14 protein-coding genes, 1 tRNA gene and 2 pseudogenes are annotated in these 18,467 nt (G+C 40.7%); 9 read left to right on the forward strand and 8 right to left on the reverse strand.

Annotated features, from left to right (window positions below):
- Positions 1-4: 4 nt before the first annotated feature.
- From ACESQI_RS01355 to ACESQI_RS01365, 3 genes are all read right to left on the reverse strand, one after another.
- Positions 5-1,057 (reverse strand): endonuclease/exonuclease/phosphatase family protein, encoded by a 1,053-nt coding sequence (locus tag ACESQI_RS01355; RefSeq protein WP_373125386.1) that lies wholly within the window; start codon positions 1,055-1,057, stop codon positions 5-7.
- Complete coding sequence (locus ACESQI_RS01360) at positions 1,050-2,483, reverse strand: hypothetical protein (RefSeq protein WP_278511395.1); 1,434 nt, start codon at positions 2,481-2,483, stop codon at positions 1,050-1,052. Before ACESQI_RS01360 ends, ACESQI_RS01355 begins: the two co-directional genes overlap by 8 nt.
- A gap of 75 nt (positions 2,484-2,558) precedes the next feature.
- The gene (locus tag ACESQI_RS01365; RefSeq protein WP_195661372.1) at positions 2,559-4,019 is read right to left on the reverse strand and encodes an aminoacyl-histidine dipeptidase; all 1,461 of its coding nucleotides are present in this window, start codon (positions 4,017-4,019) and stop codon (positions 2,559-2,561) included.
- A gap of 161 nt (positions 4,020-4,180) precedes the next feature.
- On the opposite strand from ACESQI_RS01365, the gene ACESQI_RS01370 reads away from it, so the two are divergent.
- On the forward strand, positions 4,181-4,411 hold the full coding sequence (locus ACESQI_RS01370; RefSeq protein WP_195661373.1) for a hypothetical protein: 231 nt from the start codon (positions 4,181-4,183) through the stop codon (positions 4,409-4,411).
- A 27-nt stretch (positions 4,412-4,438) separates the two neighbouring features.
- Positions 4,439-5,050, forward strand: coding sequence for an OmpH family outer membrane protein (locus ACESQI_RS01375; RefSeq protein ID WP_002561154.1), 612 nt, complete (start codon positions 4,439-4,441; stop codon positions 5,048-5,050).
- Positions 5,051-5,405: 355 nt separating this feature from the next.
- Here the strand turns inward: ACESQI_RS01375 and ACESQI_RS01380 are convergent, their stop codons facing one another.
- Together ACESQI_RS01380 and ACESQI_RS01385 are read right to left on the reverse strand one after the other, a co-directional pair.
- Complete coding sequence (locus ACESQI_RS01380; RefSeq protein ID WP_195349302.1) at positions 5,406-5,747, reverse strand: hypothetical protein; 342 nt, start codon at positions 5,745-5,747, stop codon at positions 5,406-5,408.
- A complete protein-coding gene (locus ACESQI_RS01385; protein WP_373125387.1) occupies positions 5,747-6,046 on the reverse strand; it encodes a septum formation initiator family protein in 300 nt (99 codons plus the stop codon). The genes ACESQI_RS01380 and ACESQI_RS01385 overlap by 1 nt, the downstream gene beginning before the upstream one ends.
- A 223-nt stretch (positions 6,047-6,269) precedes the next feature.
- Here ACESQI_RS01385 and ACESQI_RS01390 point away from each other — a divergent pair, with 223 nt between their 5' ends.
- Positions 6,270-8,111 carry a DNA polymerase III subunit gamma/tau gene (locus ACESQI_RS01390; RefSeq protein WP_234130433.1) on the forward strand — a complete coding sequence of 614 codons (1,842 nt, stop codon included), beginning with the start codon at positions 6,270-6,272 and terminating at the stop codon, positions 8,109-8,111.
- Between the two features lie 150 nt (positions 8,112-8,261).
- Here ACESQI_RS01390 and ACESQI_RS01395 read toward each other — a convergent pair whose 3' ends face one another.
- Positions 8,262-10,496, reverse strand: coding sequence for an ankyrin repeat domain-containing protein (locus tag ACESQI_RS01395; protein ID WP_373125388.1), 2,235 nt, complete (start codon positions 10,494-10,496; stop codon positions 8,262-8,264).
- A 77-nt stretch (positions 10,497-10,573) separates the two neighbouring features.
- A tRNA-His gene (locus ACESQI_RS01400) sits at positions 10,574-10,644 on the reverse strand.
- A 590-nt stretch (positions 10,645-11,234) separates the two neighbouring features.
- On the opposite strand from ACESQI_RS01400, the pseudogene ACESQI_RS01405 reads away from it, so the two are divergent.
- Positions 11,235-11,986, forward strand: a pseudogene (locus ACESQI_RS01405) (tyrosine-type recombinase/integrase); the annotation flags it as partial.
- 368 nt (positions 11,987-12,354) lie between these two features.
- Positions 12,355-12,577 (forward strand): annotated as a pseudogene (locus tag ACESQI_RS01410) (Abi family protein).
- Between the two features lie 837 nt (positions 12,578-13,414).
- Here ACESQI_RS01410 and ACESQI_RS01415 read toward each other — a convergent pair.
- On the reverse strand, positions 13,415-13,747 hold the full coding sequence (locus tag ACESQI_RS01415) for a TetR/AcrR family transcriptional regulator (protein WP_253280392.1): 333 nt from the start codon (positions 13,745-13,747) through the stop codon (positions 13,415-13,417).
- A gap of 99 nt (positions 13,748-13,846) precedes the next feature.
- On the opposite strand from ACESQI_RS01415, the gene ACESQI_RS01420 reads away from it, so the two are divergent.
- From ACESQI_RS01420 to ACESQI_RS01435, 4 genes are all read left to right on the forward strand, one after another.
- A complete protein-coding gene (locus ACESQI_RS01420) occupies positions 13,847-14,218 on the forward strand; it encodes a hypothetical protein (RefSeq protein ID WP_373125389.1) in 372 nt (123 codons plus the stop codon).
- 115 nt (positions 14,219-14,333) lie between these two features.
- Positions 14,334-15,704 (forward strand): hypothetical protein, encoded by a 1,371-nt coding sequence (locus ACESQI_RS01425; protein ID WP_055171750.1) that lies wholly within the window; start codon positions 14,334-14,336, stop codon positions 15,702-15,704.
- A 40-nt stretch (positions 15,705-15,744) separates the two neighbouring features.
- Positions 15,745-16,863, forward strand: coding sequence for an imelysin family protein (locus tag ACESQI_RS01430; RefSeq protein ID WP_055171752.1), 1,119 nt, complete (start codon positions 15,745-15,747; stop codon positions 16,861-16,863).
- A gap of 128 nt (positions 16,864-16,991) precedes the next feature.
- The gene (locus ACESQI_RS01435) at positions 16,992-18,425 is read left to right on the forward strand and encodes a di-heme oxidoredictase family protein (protein ID WP_055171753.1); all 1,434 of its coding nucleotides are present in this window, start codon (positions 16,992-16,994) and stop codon (positions 18,423-18,425) included.
- Positions 18,426-18,467: the final 42 nt, after the last annotated feature.

The raw sequence follows: 18,467 nt of genomic DNA on the forward strand, positions 1-18,467 counted from the left end.
AACATTAGAAACTGTTTTGATTTTCTTTCAGCTCAAAATCGGTATATATAGGTAGATGGTCACTGTATCCGCCTAAATATTTCATACCATAATAAGTGCGGAAAGGTTGTTTTCCACCATATTTATCATCATCGGATAACAGAAAGGGCAGGCGGCTTACGTTTGCCCTTTCTTCATTGGTAAAAAAAGGTGCAGAAATATTCAGGAGAGTGCCGGAAACAATCATGTGATCCAATAGCCCCCATTCTCCCTGATATTTATAAGAGCCGAATGTATGTTTTCCGGCTTTGGCTTTTCCGGCTAATAAATGATATAGTTTTAATGCTTCGGGATAGGGAGGAGGCGCAATGGCTGTAAGGACTTCCGCAATGGATTTATTATCCGGATAGTCATTGAAGTCTCCCATGATGATCAGTTGTGGACGACGGCGGGAGGTTAGTATACTGTCTGCTTCCAAGCGGATTTTCTTTGCAACGGACAGGCGATAAGGTTCCGATTCTTTGGCTCCTCCTGAACGGGAAGGAAGATGAACAACCAATACGTCCAGGCTATCACCGGTAGATAAAAGTCCGCAAACATGTAGAATATCTCTTGTAGGGCGCTTGTGTAAATGGACGTTGTCTATTGGAACAGATCGATGGAATAATAATTTAAAACGGTCACGCTGATAAAGCAAGGCCACGTCGATGCCCCGTTCGTCGGGAGAGTGAGTCATAACATAACGATATCCATGTTCTTTTAAAGGGGAGTAATGTACAAGATCTCGCATGACACGGTCATTCTCTACTTCGCAAAGTCCTACTAATGCGGGAGGAGTCCATTCTCCAACCGCTGTAATAACACGTGCTATACTTACCAGTTTCTTTTTGTAACGGGTGTAATTCCAGTGACGAAGCGCATTGGGGAGAAATTCATAATCATTCTTTAGAGAGTCATGACGGATATCGAACAGGTTTTCCACATTCCAGCACATCACACGGAAATTCTTTTCTTTTTGCGCTGTGAGTAAGGAGGGGGATAAGAAAAGGAATAATAAGATAATTATCCCTTTATTCATTTTCTTCTGTTTTCTCTTTCCATTCGTAACATCCGGCATCCGGTGCTTCATCTTCAAGACGGGGCATTCCTTTTAAGTCCTGCGGATAGTTGCGGGCATCATCAGCCAGTCCTATATTGATGGCGGCCGATTTAGGAGTTAATTGGAAATCGTACAATTGTTCTCCCCGTTTGTCTATCAATTGGAAGTTATCATCTTTTTTCCATATAACATTCACTATCTTATCATTTTTTTCCTCTATTGAGTTTATAAGGCAATAGGAGAAATAATAATTAAAAGGTATAGAAGAGTCTTTTGAACGTCCGCCACTAATCTCATCACTGGACGAACCGGCTATGATACAATTACGGAACGCAGCTAATGTCAGTGGGTAAGCAATTTCTTTCTTCTCGTTACTGAGGGCAAGGGCGACCCCTTGCTTGATATCCCAACTATAATAATTGGCCAGTGTGCAGTGTACGAATTCATAATCACCTCCAAGCAGGCTGACACAGTGGCCACCGGCATTACTAATCTCACTGTTTCCTATGGTTGCCTGGCAGGAAGTCATTTCCAACCCGTTGCCCGATACCTGGCGGATAACAGAATTAGTAAGTGTGAGTTTCTTTCGGTCTACAGCAGCCGAATCGCAACGGATACCATATGTTCCTCCGTGAATATCGACAAAGTTCAGTGAGTTCTCATAGCTGGAGGTATGGAAGCGAATACCATCCCATTGACCCGGCAAACGGTCGTAGGGGAGGTTAGAAAACATTTTATCAGTACGGTCGCCCCGGAATACAACGGGAGCATTAAGTGTACCTTCTGCCACAAGTTGTCCATGTACCTGTATACTTGATTTACCATGGAAATAAAGGCGTGTTCCGGCAGCAAGAGTAAGCCGGGCACCTTCTTTTATGCTCAAACTATCATAAATAACGATAGGGCGGGATGAACTGATTAGTGTATCCTGGGTGATTTCTTTTTTACGTAAAGAAAGAAAGTCTTGTCCGTATGCTTGTAATTTAACATCCTGCCAGTTGCCATTCGTGATAAACACGATGGAGTCTTTTTTGAAAAAAGGAACATCACGGTCTTCGGGAGCTAACGTAGCTTCTACAAAAATAAGCAAGCTATCTTTACCCCGTAATTCAACGTCTGAAAAGTGGTTGCCTTTAGCTCCATCTACATTGATGCGGAAACCAGAGTTGGCTGCATCTGCCAGGGTGATGGATGAAATGACCAGCGATTCCTTATTGCGATTGTACACTTTTAACTGGTAAGTGGAAGTACCGATACCTGCCAGCACAGTATCCATACGCAGGGTGTCATAAGAGAAAGCCAGTTTGAGAGAAGAATCGGTAGAAAAGTTCTCATCGTCACAAGCCGAAAACAATGCCAGACCTGTAAACAGAAAGAGGAGAATATGTACCAGGGTTCTTTTCATACCTTATTTATATATAAAAATCAGGCACGGATATAGGAATCCGTGCCTAATATTAACGGCAAATGCGTTGGTTTATTATTTCTTTTCCGGGATATTTGCCAGTACGTCCAGCAGATGACGCCAGAATTTATCTACCGAAGGAATGTGCATACGCTCATCCGGTGAGTGGACCCCGGTCAATGTAGGACCAAAGGAAATCATGTCTAATGAGGGATATTTGTCGAGAAAAAGTCCGCATTCCAGACCGGCATGGATGGCTTTCACTTTAGCCTCTACACCAAACAAGCGTTTGTAGGAAGCAGCCGCCACTTCAAGGATGGCTGAGTGCGGGTTAGGCTTCCAGCCTGGGTAGCCTTCTCCGAAACTGACCTTTGCACCTGCCAGTTGGAAAGCTGCACGAACTGTATTTGCCATGTCGTTACGGGCAGAAAGGATAGAACTGCGTTGGCTGGTTTCAATGCGGATAACGTTATCCGGTTTCATCTTGACAGATGCCAGGTTAGTAGATGTTTCTACCAATCCGGGAATGTCCTGACTCATGGCATAGACTCCGTGAGGTACTGCATAGAGTGCTTTGAGTAAACGGGCGGTAGTATCCTGATCAATCGCTTTAGCACGGGGAGTTTCTGATTCTAATACAAATTTTAAATCAGGTTCTGTTACGGCAAGTTCGTTTTCTACCTCAGCTGTGAATACGTTGAGGTCTGCCCGTACGTCGTGTTTGGCATCTTCAGGAACAGCACAGATAGCATATGCTTCGCGAGGAATGGCATTGCGCAGGTTTCCTCCATTGATTTCGCACAGATATAAGTCGTACTTCGTACTCATCTGACTGAGGAAACGATTTAGTATTTTATTGGCATTGCCACGTCCCAAATGGATATCACCACCGGAGTGTCCACCTTTCAGGCCTTTCACTTCTACTTTAAAGAAGAAATATCCGGCTGGTACTTCTACCTCTTTATATGTGAATTCGGCAACAGAATCAATTCCTCCTGCACACCCGATAAACAGTTCTCCTTCGTCTTCTGAGTCGAGGTTTAACAGGATATCTCCGTTCATAAATCCTTCTTTCAGGGCAAATGCTCCGGTGAGTCCGGTTTCTTCGTCTACAGTGAATAAGCACTCCAATGGTCCGTGCTCAATAGTATCGTCGGCAAGGATAGCAAGTTCGGTAGCTACACCGATGCCGTTGTCTGCTCCCAATGTTGTACCTTTTGCTTTCAGCCATTCACCATCTATTTCTGTTTCGATAGGGTCGGTGAGGAAGTCATGCTCCACATTGTTATTCTTTTCGCATACCATGTCTACATGCGATTGTAATACTACGGTTTGCAGGTTTTCTTTGCCTGGAGTAGCGGGCTTCTTGATTAAAACGTTTCCGGCTTCATCTACTTTGGTTTCCAGATTATGTTTTTCTCCGAATGCTTTTAAATATGCAATAATTTTTTCTTCCTTCTTTGAAGGACGTGGCACCTGGCATATTTCTGCAAAATACTTGAATACGCCTGTTGGCTTTAGTTCTTGTTTTTCCATTCTTTTTCTTTTTATTTAAGTGAATGATTGAAATTTAACGTCATACTGCTAAATATGGTTAAAACTCTTGAGGTTTATGAGCACGTTTCTCTTTTTTTATAATAAAAAAGGCGGTTGAGTCCATACAAAAGTCTATATTTGCACCCACAAAATTAATAGAAATGCTTAATACAATACTGTTTACTCTGTTAATAGTTGCTATTTGTCTCGTATTATTAGGTCTCAAAGTCTTTTTTGTGAAGGGTGGAAAATTCCCTAACGGACATGTGAGTGGTAATAAATCACTGAGAGAAAAGGGAATTGGCTGTGCTCAGTCTCAGGACCGTGAAGCGCAACAAAAGCATCGTTCTATTGCTGATCTTGAAAAAGCCTTAAACGATAGTATGAACTAATTAATTAAAAACTATATTTTACAAGTTATGAAGAGAATAAATTGCCTCATTAACGGTTTTGCTGCTCTTGCGATTATCGTTTTATTTTCACAATGCGCAGGTAAGGCTGACACACAAACTACGACAACTGGCGGAGAAGCAGCGGCTGCTACTGTATCCGGTGATTTAAAAATCGCTTACGTTGAAGTAGATACATTGCTTTCCAAATATAATTTTTGCATTGACCTGAATGAGGCCATGATGAAAAAGGAAGAGAACATCCGTATGACGTTGAATCAGAAGGCTGCTGCTCTTGATAAGGAACAGAAAGAGTTCCAAAAGAAATATGAAAACAATGCATTCATATCTCCGGAAAGAGCTCAACAGGAGTATAACCGTTTGATGAAGATGCAGCAAGATCTGCAGGTGTTACAAAACAACCTGTCCAATCAGCTGGCTACAGAGAATCAGAAGAATAGTTTGCAGTTGCGTGACTCTATCAACGTTTTCTTGAAAGAGTATAACAAGACTAAAGGTTACAATCTGATTTTGAGTAATACAGGTTTTGATAATCTGCTTTATGCCGATAGTTCATTCAATATCACACAAGAGATTATCGACGGTTTGAATGCAAGATATACTTCTGCACCTAAGAAGTAATAGATAAAAAACTTAGAGTTAAAGGCAGTTTCGTGATAAACGGGATTGCCTTTTTTTATTAGTAATGAGTTCAAAGCTGACCGGAAATAAATCAGTTCACCACAGAGGACACGGAGGGCACAGAGATATTATTTTCTCTGATGAAACGCGGATGATCGTAGATGAACACAGATTAAAAAACGGTAGTTCTTTATTTTATTGTTATTTCCCTTTGCGAGAATTTGCGTTCATTTGCGTTTAGTAAAGATTTAAAACTCCGTGTTCTCTGCGTTCTCTGTGGTGAAATATTGATCAAAATCGCACTATTCTGCGTCAATAATAACCATTGCTGATGTATCTTCCGATGCCGGAAATATTATTGTTGTAGTTTGGCTTCTTCCTGTGGAATACGGAAAGCTGTGTAGAGTTCGAGAATGGCAGCAATAGTGAGACATGCGATCCAGTCATTGCCACGCGTGAAAAACATGAAGGCTCCAGTCAGTACAAGTGCAATTGCTCCGAATATCTGCTGAATGCGCAAGCGTTTCAGTGTTTTACTTTTACCGCGAACGGGAGTGTTGATTTGTGCCAGTGCTACAAAGCCTGCACCAATGGTATATATATAAGGTGCATAAATCCATCCGGTGATGAATACTGCTGCTCCAACAAGAGCCATGAGAGCGCCTACGGCGAAAAGTGCGGGTATGAGTTGCTTCATTATTTATCTTCAAATACGTAAATGTCTTCGTTCGGTTTCTTCATCAGGTACTTTTCACGTGCTATCTGCTCAATGGCATCCGGATTACTGCTTAGTTCGTTGAGCTTCTTTGTGTTTTCTTCGTAATCGGCACGATATTTATCAATTTCGCTTTGCAGGCGACTGATTTCACGTGTGTATCCAATGCGACGAATGGCACTGTTCTCATCCAGAAAACCAATGATGGCTGCAAAAATCAGAACGGTGATAAGGTATTTATGCTTACCGATGAACTCCCAGATTGTTAGTAAATTGCCCATGATTTCTCCTTTAATTCTGAATGCAAAGATAAAACTTATAACTTAAAAGTTGCCACTTCTTGCCTAAAACTTCTCACTCGTCACTTATTACTTCTTACTTTTTTTGCGTACATTTGCAGTGAAAGCAAAAATAGGTTGTACTTGACATAGCTCAGGCAACCCTGACTTTGTTCTCATTGCACTATTTTTGTAGAAACTCAAAAAAACAGAGAGATTCTGACGTATGGAAAACTATATTGTATCTGCCCGTAAGTATCGTCCGTCCACCTTTGAGTCGGTGGTAGGTCAGCGGGCATTGACTACGACACTGAAAAATGCCATTGCCACACAGAAATTGGCTCATGCCTATCTGTTTTGTGGTCCCCGTGGAGTAGGAAAAACAACTTGCGCCCGTATTTTTGCCAAGACTATCAACTGTATGTCACTTACTGCCGATGGGGAAGCGTGTAATGCTTGTGAGTCTTGTGTGGCTTTCAATGAGCAACGTTCGTATAATATACATGAACTTGATGCAGCTTCCAATAACTCGGTGGATGATATCCGTCAGTTGGTAGAGCAGGTGCGCATCCCGCCTCAGATAGGTAAGTATAAAGTGTATATCATTGATGAGGTGCATATGTTGTCTGCTTCTGCTTTCAATGCTTTCCTGAAAACGCTGGAAGAGCCTCCCCGTCATGCTATTTTTATTTTGGCTACAACGGAGAAGCATAAAATACTTCCTACTATTTTGTCGCGTTGCCAGATTTATGATTTCAATCGTATCAGTGTGGACGATACGGTACAGCACTTAACTTATGTTGCTTCCAAAGAGAATATAACAGCTGAACCCGAAGCGCTGAATGTCATAGCACTGAAAGCAGATGGTGGCATGCGCGATGCTCTTTCTATCTTTGATCAGGTAGTTAGTTTCACCGGTGGGCATATTACCTATAAGAGTGTTATTGAGAATCTCAATGTGTTGGATTATGAATATTATTTCAGATTGACCGATTGTTTTCTCGAAAATAAAGTAAGTGATGCGCTGCTGTTATTCAATGATGTATTGAATAAAGGCTTTGATGGTAGCCATTTCATAACAGGGCTTTCGTCGCATTTTCGTGATTTGCTTGTGAGTAAAGATCCCGCTACTTTAGCATTGCTTGAAGTAGGAGCCAGTATTCGTCAGCGCTATCAGGAGCAGGCGCAAAAGTGTCCGCTACCTTTTCTATATCGGGCTATGAAGCTCTGTAATGATTGTGATATGAATTACCGGGCCAGCAAAAACAAGCGTTTGCTGGTAGAACTGACTTTGATACAGGTTGCCCAGCTTACCATCGAGGGGGATGATGTGGGTGGTGGGCGTGGCCCTAAACAAGCTATAAAACCCATATTTACGCAATCTGTAGCTGCTCAGCAACCACAGAATGCTCCTGTTGCACCCCAAACTCAGCAACAAACTGCAAATGTCCATCCGGTTCAGGCTGCTCCGGCTCAATCTGCTCCGGCTCAATCTGTTTCTGCTACCGGAACTTCTACTTCGTCTCCTGCAGGTGTATCTGATGTTGTGGTGAAAGCCGCTGTGCAGGAAGAGAAGAAAATTCCTGTAATGAGTAAGTCCAGTCTTGGAGTGTCTATCAGGCATCCTCAAAAGGAAGCTGCTGCACAGAGTACAACAGCTGTCCAGACACCTGCTCACGCACAGGTTCAACCTGAAGAGGATTATATATTCAATGAAAAGGATTTGAATTATTACTGGCAGGAGTATGCCGGTCGTCTTCCTGTGGAGCATAAAGCACTTGCTATGCGTATGCAGAATATACGTTTGACATTGCTTAATGATGCTATAACTTTCGAGGTTGTGGTAGATAATGAGATTGTAGCAAAGGATTTCAATTCTATGATTCCGGATGTACAGAACTATCTTCGAAGCCGTTTAAAGAACCGGAAAGTGAGAATGACGGTCCGTGTCAGTGAGGCAGCAGAAAATGTACGGGCGTTTAGTCGTGTGGAGAAGTTCCAGATGATGGCAAAGAAAAACGAAGCGTTATTGCATTTGAAGGAGGAATTCGGGTTGGAATTATATTAGTGTACGTTGTAAAGATTAAGCCAATATATGTAATGCCCCGTTACAATATATGTTATCATGGATAATAATATATGTAACGGGGCATTATATTTAATGCTGCTTTGTAGAGTTGCATGCTTTTAGAAACATCCCTTTCAATTCATCAGATGCTTATATCTCATTTGTCGTAAACAGGTCATAAAGTTCCTTTTCGTTTTGTTTTTTTTCTAATTCTTCCAGCGTATCTGCTTCGAATGATCTGAAGATAAGATACTGGAGATAGCAAAACTCCTGACCGGGCAGTATATCTTTCATCCGGTTGTGTATCTTATACAGAATTTCTCCTTCTGTGAAGGTTACACCGTTATCTGCTTCCATATCATATACTTCCATGTGCCTTGTTTGCGGGTTGTAATAGCAAAGGGTGAAGGATGGTTGTTTAATCACGACAACATCCGGATTCCAGAAATGGTTTCCGTGTTCCGATTGAAATACGATTACTTCTCTTATAAAGGTGCGGTAATCCGTATATTCCGTTTCTGTAAACTTCCAGATGACATCTGCCAATATCACATCACTATCTTCCAAAGACGAGAAGAGTGATAAATCGCATTTCATTTCCTTTCCTGCTGTCCATCCTTTGAGAATCCATACATTCGCACTGTCAGGTTCTCCCAGGCTTTCCATATAAGGAGCGAGTTCATTCTGAAGTTTATATATCCATTCGTCCATAGAAATGTATTTTCCGTTATCGGGAAGGATTTCTATTTCAAAGTGAGGTGAGTTCTTTTCAATCATTCTATTGTATCGGATTAGGATACAGGGTGTCTCATATGTTTTATCAGAATAATCCTCCATGTCCCATTCTGCACGGCAATGTTCCAGTTCACTCTTGAACTGGTCGAATGTTTCGTACTTCTTATTTTTGAAGTGCCATGGGAAATAGATATAATCTTGATAGGGAGTATCATGTTTTGAATGCCGGGTACGAAATACTTTCTTTAATAGGAAGTTGAATTTACCATAGCACAACAGGAAGTTCAGCAGCAGGAGAATACCGGTAAGGAGTATCTGGTTCCAATTTCGAAGCGTGTATTTCTGCATATCGACAACCAGCTTCCTTGCTGTATCATCGTAACGAATGGGAATGCATGTCTCTGAGTCTACTCCGCCATCGAATGTGCATACTCCTTTTACTACAACAGCGATACTGTCTGCTGTGACAAAGTGGAAACCGGTGTAATCATACTTGGCGGCATATTCCTTTCCTGTATTCCTTACGATCAGTTCGTCAAAATCAGTATATAGGGAAGAAAACATAAAATAAAGTATGATACTTTGTATGACGACAAAGTATAGCATGAGAAAAAACATGCCTTCTTTTTTGCGGATAGAAGGGAATACTTTTTTGGACATCACCCAGACAAAGATGACTGCAACGAGTATTGAAAGTAGCACAAGCGTTGGCGTAGCACCTTCTCCAATATGATTGTGCAGGTAATCTACCCGGGGCGAAGCATGAATCCAGCTTCCCGTCCTGCTCGTCCCGTCTTCTTCTATGATAATGCGGATAGATGTATTTAGTTCCCACTTTTTATGATCATAGTTTCCGGTTTCCATCAGATTGCGCAAGCTATCCTGTTCGCGCAATTCTGCCAGTTTTCGTTCTTTTCTTTGTTGTTCTTTTTGTTGTTCTTGTTTGGCCTCTTCTATGAATTGCAGTTGAAGCATTCTGAACTTAAGGCTAAGTTCCGTAGCTTGTTCGGAAGAAATAGCATACATGCTCAGAAGTTTACTGTTTTTAATGTCCTGTGGGCTGACTGTTATTTTTTCACCCTGTTGCAACCAGAGTTTTAATGCCGGCGTGTAAACATCTGCTCTCATGTGGTTTTTTTCATTATGCTGGTAGGTCAGGTAACACAATAATTCTTTTATCTCCTTTTCATCCACTTTGGCTCCTTTTTCCAACAGATAACACGTCATAGTAAGGTTGTGGAAAAAACTGATTTCTGCAGTGATGGATAATCCTAATGGTCCTTTTTTGTTCAGGTCGGCACCAGCCTTCAGTAGCATATCAATGGTTTCTTTCTGGTTTTCACTGGCTGCATAATATAATGGAGTATACCCCTTATTGCTTTTTTGCTCCACATCGGCATCGGCTTCGAGTAAGAATTTTATTTGTGCTAAATCGCCTTTGGCAGCAGCTTTCATCAACAGTGTTTTTCCGTCTTCCTCTGCAACATCCACCGGGACTCCCTCATTCAATATCTGACGTAATGTCAAAGTATCACCCGTTTTTATGGAGGCATATTGAGCCGGGAGAAGAGTTCTTTTTGTGTCTTGTGCCTGAATTGATAGGGAAAGAAGGCAACATAGAAGCTTCAATAGTAGTTTGGTCTTTATCATATCTAATAATTGTTGTTGAATCTAATCTACGAAAGTATGAAAAAGTAGAAATACATCCGCAAATGTCTTCCACCCCCAAAGAAAGACCGGACTCGAACCGGCGACATTCAGAACCACAATCTGACGCTCTAACCAACTGAACTTCCTTGTTATCAACACATTAATTATCTCTTCGTAAGCTTAGAGGTCAACAATAGGTCAACATTGACTTACTCTGCAAAGTTAATCATTATTTCTTATATAGAGAAGTTAATCACAGTTTTAAATCATATTGACGAGTCAATGAAAGTTACAGATATTTTTATATAGAAAGAGATTTTGTGAGTGAAAGTAAGGCTAATTCTAAAGTTATAAATTTATGTGTTTGGTAAATGAGTTTAGTTATTATTTATATAAAACTAGAAAGTCATAATCAATAATGACCATTTGATAAAGGAGGTTATTTCTATTAGTAATTTTTTTTACGCGATAAGTAATTTAAAGATTCTTGAACAATGATCCCTCATTTTTATTTAGATTATTTATAGCTAGCAAACAAAATTTTCCAAGATTTCCGCTTTTCATAAATTCCTATCTCTACAACATCTATACTTCTGCTTTGTTATTAACCATAAGTATCTTTGGACATAGCAAACAAATTGGATAATTTCAAATAAATATAAATATATGTATCAGAAGATGCTCCATTGGTCCAAATCCTGTTATATTTATAACGTAATTTTTTAATAACAAGATAAGATGTTAAAAGTAGTAGCATTTATGAAGCAGGTAGCCGACGGGCTACAGATGGGGGAAACTTTGGTACTGCGCACGTTTATCGTAGCAGTCTCAATGCCATCATTGCTTATCGTGGGAAAGGGGATTTTACATTTAATGAGGTAACCCCAGAGTGGTTAAAAGGCTTCGAGATTCACCTTCGCAGCCGTGGTTGTAGTTGGAACACAGTTTCCACTTATTTGAGAACGTTTCGTGCCGTTTATAACCGGGCAGTCGACAGTCGTATGGTACCGTATGTACCGCATCTATTCCGTACGGTTTATACAGGTACACGTGCTGATCGCAAACGTTCACTGGAAATGGAAGACATGAAAAAAGTGTTCACTAAAATGCAAGCGCCCGCTGTAACTCCTGACATGCAACGGGCCAGGGAACTGTTTGTCCTAATGTTCTTATTACGGGGATTACCGTTTGTCGATTTGGCTTATCTACGTAAAAGCGACTTGCATGATAATGTAATCACCTATCGCAGGCGTAAGACGGGACGGCCTTTAGCAGTAACTTTAACACCGGAAGCAATGAGGATATTAAAAAGGTATATGAGCCGTGACAGTTCATCTCCCTATCTATTCCCAATACTAAGCAGCCGTGAAGGAACCAAGGAAGCCTATCGGGAATACCAGCTGGCTCTCCGCAATTTTAACAGACAACTGATGTTGCTTGGGGAAATACTAGGATTAGGTAACAGATTAAGTTCATATATCGGTAAACACAACCAATTCTCTATCTAACTGAAAATAAAATAGTTATCACTCTTTTTGTAGATAATAGGTAACACTTTAGAAACGAGCGAATTACAATATTCTGTTTTATTCTGCATCAACTCAAAGAAGCTTTTTTTCAGGACAAAAATACCAAAGACGCTGACAATTAGCAAATATCTCCGGTAAGATTTGCATGTTTTAACTCCGTTTTTCATCTTCAATTAAAAAGATCGAGGTTTTCCTGCATAGTGTCGTGGCGAAAGAGACCGGCAATATCTTCTGAATGACCGACAGATCCCTATTCTCCAACCCCAACAAGTTTAGTTGTACAATGGAACTAATAGAGAAGGAGGTCAATAACTCCAGAAGAGGATTTCATTCTGCATTTCAAGAACAAATACAGCAATACTTATCCTCTTGCATGGATGCTTGTGGACATGTTGTCAATGGGCATCGTAACTAGCATCCATGAAAATATAAAATCCAATCCATTGAAAAAAGATTACGGTGTGCTATGATCTATCCGTTCCCGTTTTCACTTCGTGGCTGACAGTCATAATCCTTATAAGAAATTCCTGCTGTCATCATACAAGGGTATAAAACAAGCAGTACGCCATCAATCCGATGGTAGTCCGGAGGATGCAATTCCCTTGGATAAACGATATGATATCACTACACAGGACATTTTATGAAATCTGCATCATTTAGTGGTTTATCAACATTATATCGCTGGACAACGATATGAAACAGCATTTCCAAAAGTTGCTGGGTTAATATCCGAAATATTGACGGCAAGTCAATGAACATTCCCCTGGATTGGCAGGATGAGCCTTTGCGGAGAATATAAAATCCACCTTTCATCTATATTTCTTTTGTAAAAAGAACAGATGTTGGAAGATGGTTGCTCCTGCTCTATACGGATAAGGCACAAGAAACTTAAAGTCAGACTTCCTTGAACCACAGATGTTGCAACCACCACAGTTATTACAATATTTTTAATTTCATTTATAAAAAGACTTCCTGCTTCTTGGCTTTATTGGAGTCTTAGATTCCTTCATTTATATCTTAAATAATTCAGCCTGCATATCCTCCCACTCCCAACAACGGTGTTGTTCGCAATCCTGCAATTTAATCTTAGATTCAAGAAGTTCTTTTTCTTCTTCATTTACTTTACAGGAGTGTTCCAACTTTCTTGATGACCTTATTGAGTGCTTATAACCATAATAAATACAATTTTAGTAATGTTACAGGATTATACGGTGGTCTCCCTTCTGATTGAAGTTTGACATGTTTAACCCCAAGTTTATCTATAGGCAAGATATCCACAAATAAATCGATAATCCTTGCCCAAGAATCTGGAGCAACCAATTGTTCAAGAGTTATCATTTGAATTTGATTTTCTGTTTCCTCCTACTATGTAGTTTATAGATATATTGTTTAGTTTCTTTCCATAAATATACGAAGAACCAATAATTCAATATAGCGTCTAAGGTTTTTGCACAGACTCTCGGTGGAATACATTTCCATGATATCTGCTCCATAACGACCGTGATGTTCGTGCAGCATTCTTTCGAATGCACTGATTACAGGCCGTACCACCGTACAGAAAATATCATCCTTACTTTTGAAGTAGTTATAGATATTGCTCAACCCTACCTGTGCTTCTTGCGCAATTTCACGCATATAAGCCTTCGGAAAGCCGTTTTCGAGGAATCCCTTTTCGGCAGCTTTCAGAATTTCTTTTTGTATGTCATCTTTAGGGTATTGCATAAGTTTTATTTCTCGACTGCTAAGTAGGGGAGAATCCGCGTTTTCTGAAATACCCATTAATGATGGTTTTTTGTTAGATTTTTATAAAAATCACAATTATTGGGTATTGCCAAGGTTACTGAAAGCATGCAACTTTGCGCGTATAATCTAACTATAAACTACTATATGGTGAAACTAACCAATCATAAAAAGGCAATTGACAGACCTTTAAGTTGTAAGAGATGGGGAATAATAGCTATTATTATTCTTTTCGCAGGTAGCTTATCTTTTTTACTGTACTCTTACTTTTCTCATGACGCTGATAATTCTCAGTGTAACTGTTTGCTATGTATGCTTAATCATGTTCCTGAAGAGGGAGAGTACATTTATAACCGCTATTTGATATTTATTAGTTTTATCTGGATTGCTGTGATTTTTGCGGCTGTCTTTTTAGTGCATTACTGCTTTGTAAAAAAGAACAAAAAGAAATAGTGTTCGTTTAAGTACCTACTTGTTATTATTTTTTAATAACACAATACTCATATTTGGGTATTGCCCGCCTTTTTAACTTCCTCTACCTTTGCGCCAACAAAATTTAAGATAAAAAATGAGAAAATTAACTTGCTTATTCGCCTTAGGTTTCTTGCTTTTTAACAATACTTTACGGGCTAATGAACCTGAAAAAGTAACCTCAACAGAAGAGGTATCTGAAACTACGGCAAAGAAAGAGAGAATAAAACAGGTAACAAAAGATGACGACTACGAAAAATTCCGTTTCGGTGGATACGGAGAGATGGTAGCAAAGTTTATGAATTACGGAACGAATCGTTTCTATGGTGGGGTCGATAACAGTGATCACCGCAATACCATTGCGATTCCTCGTTTTGTGTTGTCTTTTGACTACAAGTTTAATTCCAAGTGGATACTGGGTGCTGAGATAGAGTTTGAAGCAGGAGGTGTAGGTCTTGAAACTGAACTTGAGAATTCAGAAAACGGTGAGTATGAAACAGAAATGGAAAAGGGGGGAGAAGTCGCTCTTGAGCAGTTTCACATTACCCGTCTGATACATTCGGCTTTCAATGTTCGTGCCGGTCATTTGATTGTACCTATGGGATTGACCAATGCACACCATGAGCCTATCAACTTCTTTGGAACATCTCGTCCTGAGGGTGAAACCACAATTATTCCTTCTACCTGGCATGAGACAGGATTGGAATTCTTCGGCTCTTTTGGTAAAGGATATGCGCGCTTTGATTATCAGGCAATGATTGTTGCCGGCTTGAATGCTGATGGATTTGGTCGCGATAACTGGGTTGCCGGTGGTAAGCAGGGACTCTTTGAACAAGATAACTTTACTTCGCCTGCTTATGTAGCACGTCTGGACTATAAAGGAGTACCGGGACTGCGTGCAGGTGCTGCTTTTTACTATTGTAATGACGTGACGGCCAATGCAGATAAGAATTATAAGTATAGTAGCGTAGGCCGCTCATCAGTGAAAATCTACTCTGCCGATGCACAGTATAAAAATAAATATGTTACCGCTCGTGGTAATATCATTTATGGTGATTTAGAGAATTCTTCCAAGATCAGCAAGGTTACTCTTTCCAATAACTCCAATTATTATCATGGTGCTATGCGTAATGTAGCTAAGAATGCCCTGTGCTATGGCTTGGAGGCTGGTCTCAACCTGAGTGCTTTCTTCTCGCAGAAGAAATGTCCGGTTGTTTATCCTTATGCCCGTTATGAATACTACAACCCGCAGGAAGAGGCAGAAGGTTCAGCTACAATGGAGAAACGCTGTCAGGTAAGCAAATGGACGGCAGGAGTTAACTGGTTTGCATTGCCGAATCTGGTTGTGAAGGCCGATTATACTACCCGTCATATTGGTACGAACAAGGTATTTGGATCGACTAAATATAACAATGAAAATGAATTTGCTATCGGTATAGCTTATGTCGGTTGGTTTACCAAGAGATAGTTCAAATAGGTATTTATAATTAATTTAATGTTTAAGTAATATGAAAAAGTTTTTTTATTTGTCGGCTCTTTCATTGGGCATGATGTGTTCCATTACGGCTTGTAGTGATGATGACACTACGACTATAGACGCTAAAAATCTTGACTATACGGCAGAGAATGCAAGTAGTTGGGGAAATTACATGCGAGTAGTTGCACAATTGTTGGTGAATGATGCTACTGCTCTTTATGATGACTGGGCAGTTAAATACAATGAAGGTGGAAGTTATGCAGATTTCTTTAAGAATCAAGATGCTTTGACGAGTGTTGAGCAGTTGATTGACGGCTGTGTAGACATTGCCAATGAAGTAGGTACTGCCAAAATTGGTGACCCTTACGATCTTTTCATACATAATAATGAAGAAAAGGCTTTGTATGCTGTAGAGTCATGGTATAGCTGGCATTCTCGTGAAGACTATCGTAACAATATCTATTCTATTCGCAATGCTTATTACGGAACACGTACAGGAGCTATTAGCGAGTCATCCCTCTCAAAAGCAGTAGCTGCAGTAAATGCTAATCTTGATACTGAAGTAAAAAAGGCGATTGATGATGCAGCAGCAGCAATTTGGGCTATCCCGAGTCCTTTCCGCAACAATATCAATAGTCCGGAAGCAGTAAGTGCTATGGAAGCATGTGCCACTTTAGAGGGAGTACTCAAGGGTAGTTTGAAGAGTTGTATCGAAGGTATTGATAAAACAGTGTTGGCTGAAGTCGTAGAAAATTATGTGGATGTAGTTGTATTACCTACTTACTCTGATTTGAAAGCGGGAAATCAGGCTCTTTTCGATGCTGTTGAGACATTCCGTACTTCTCCCAGCAATGCTAACTTCAAGGCTTGCGCCACAGCATGGCTTGCTGCTCGTACACCATGGGAAACCAGTGAGGCATTCCTTTTTGGTCCGGTTGCCGACAAAGGTCTTGACCCCAATATGGATAGCTGGCCACTCGATCAGGATGGTATCGTACAGATCCTGACTTCCGGTAACTATTCAGACTTGAACTGGGATGGTGACTATGATGAAGAAGATGATAAAATTGCCGGTGCACAAGCTTTGCGTGGTTACCACACTTTGGAATATTTGATCTTCAAAGATGGCGAAGCCCGTACCATTCAGTAAGATTTTTACTTGTTAGAAATCAGATTTTGCGGAAACAGCGGGATAATGAATATTCTGTTGTTTCCGCAACATCTGCGTTAAAAAGATAAATGTTAGTTACGTATTTTGCAATAATAATTCAATAACGAATGAATGGCTTATTAAAATACTCATTTCCAATCTGTTTTTCGCTTCTGGCATTGTTTGCTTGCGAAAATGATGGAATTGATGTGGATAATATAGAAGTACCTGCCGGCTTTGCCCTCTCTGCCGGTACTGCTACCAACTTCCTGACTTCTTCTTATGCTTATGACAGGTCGGCTGACTGGATAACAGGGGCATACGATAAACGTTTCACCCGTGGTGACAAATTGTATGATGATATCCGCACCAGTAGTAATGGAATAGGTGGAGGACTGGGACCGGTTTATGCCGGTTATTCTTGTGGTAGCTGTCACCGAAATGCCGGACGTACGCAACCTACTTTGTGGAGCGAAGGTGGTTCCGGTAGCTCCGGCTTTTCGTCTATGTTGGTTTATATTAGTCGTAAGAATGGAGCTTTCTTTCAGGATTATGGACGTGTGCTTCATGATCAGGCTATTTATGGTGTGAAGCCCGAGGGAAAACTGAAAGTGGAATATACCTATGAGACTTTCCAGTTCCCTGATGGTGAGACGTATGAACTCTGCAAACCCAATTATTCTATTTATGAATGGTATGCGGACAGCATCAAACCCGAAGACCTGTTCTGTACGGTGCGTATTCCTCTGCGCCACGTAGGTATGGGACAAATGATGGCGCTCGATCCCACTGAAATTGAAGCTTTGGCTGCTAAAAGCAATTATCCGGAATATGGTATCAGTGGCCGTTGCAACTATATCTCCGAGAGAGGGGTGAGAAGTTTAGGCTTGTCCGGTAATAAAGCACAGCATGCCGACCTGACAGTGGAACTTGGTTTCTCCAGCGATATGGGAGTTACGAACAGCCGCTATCCCGAAGAAATCTGTGAAGGACAGGCACAAGTAAATCAAGGCAGTATGATGGGACTTTCTTATGCCCAGTTGGATGTATCTACGGAAGAAATGGAGAATGTAGATCTCTACATGCAGAGCCTTAGTGTTCCGGCACGTCGCAATGTGAATAATGAACAAGTGATCAAGGGTGAGCAGAATTTTTATAAGGCGAAGTGCCATCTCTGCCATGTAACCACCTTGCACACAAAACCACGTGGCTCTGTACTATTGAACGGAACCCGCCTTCCCTGGCTGGGTAGTCAGACAATTCATCCATATTCGGACTTCCTGCTTCATGACATGGGTTCTGAAATTATGGGCGTAGGACTGAATGATAACTATGTAAGCGGTTTGGCCCGCGGTAACGAATGGCGTACGACTCCGCTTTGGGGTATCGGATTGCAGGAAACTGTGAATGGCCATACTTACTTCCTACACGATGGACGTGCTCGCAACTATGTTGAGGCTATCATGTGGCACGGTGGTGAAGGTGAAGCATCGAAGAATCTCTTCAAAAAGATGAGTAAAGAAGATCGTAATGCTTTGGTCGCATTTCTGAAATCATTATAAAACAAATAACGAACAATAAAACCAATAAGTATTATACAAGCA

This window comes from Bacteroides sp. HPS0048 (assembly GCF_964240755.1).
GTDB classification, from domain to species: domain Bacteria; phylum Bacteroidota; class Bacteroidia; order Bacteroidales; family Bacteroidaceae; genus Bacteroides; species Bacteroides nordii.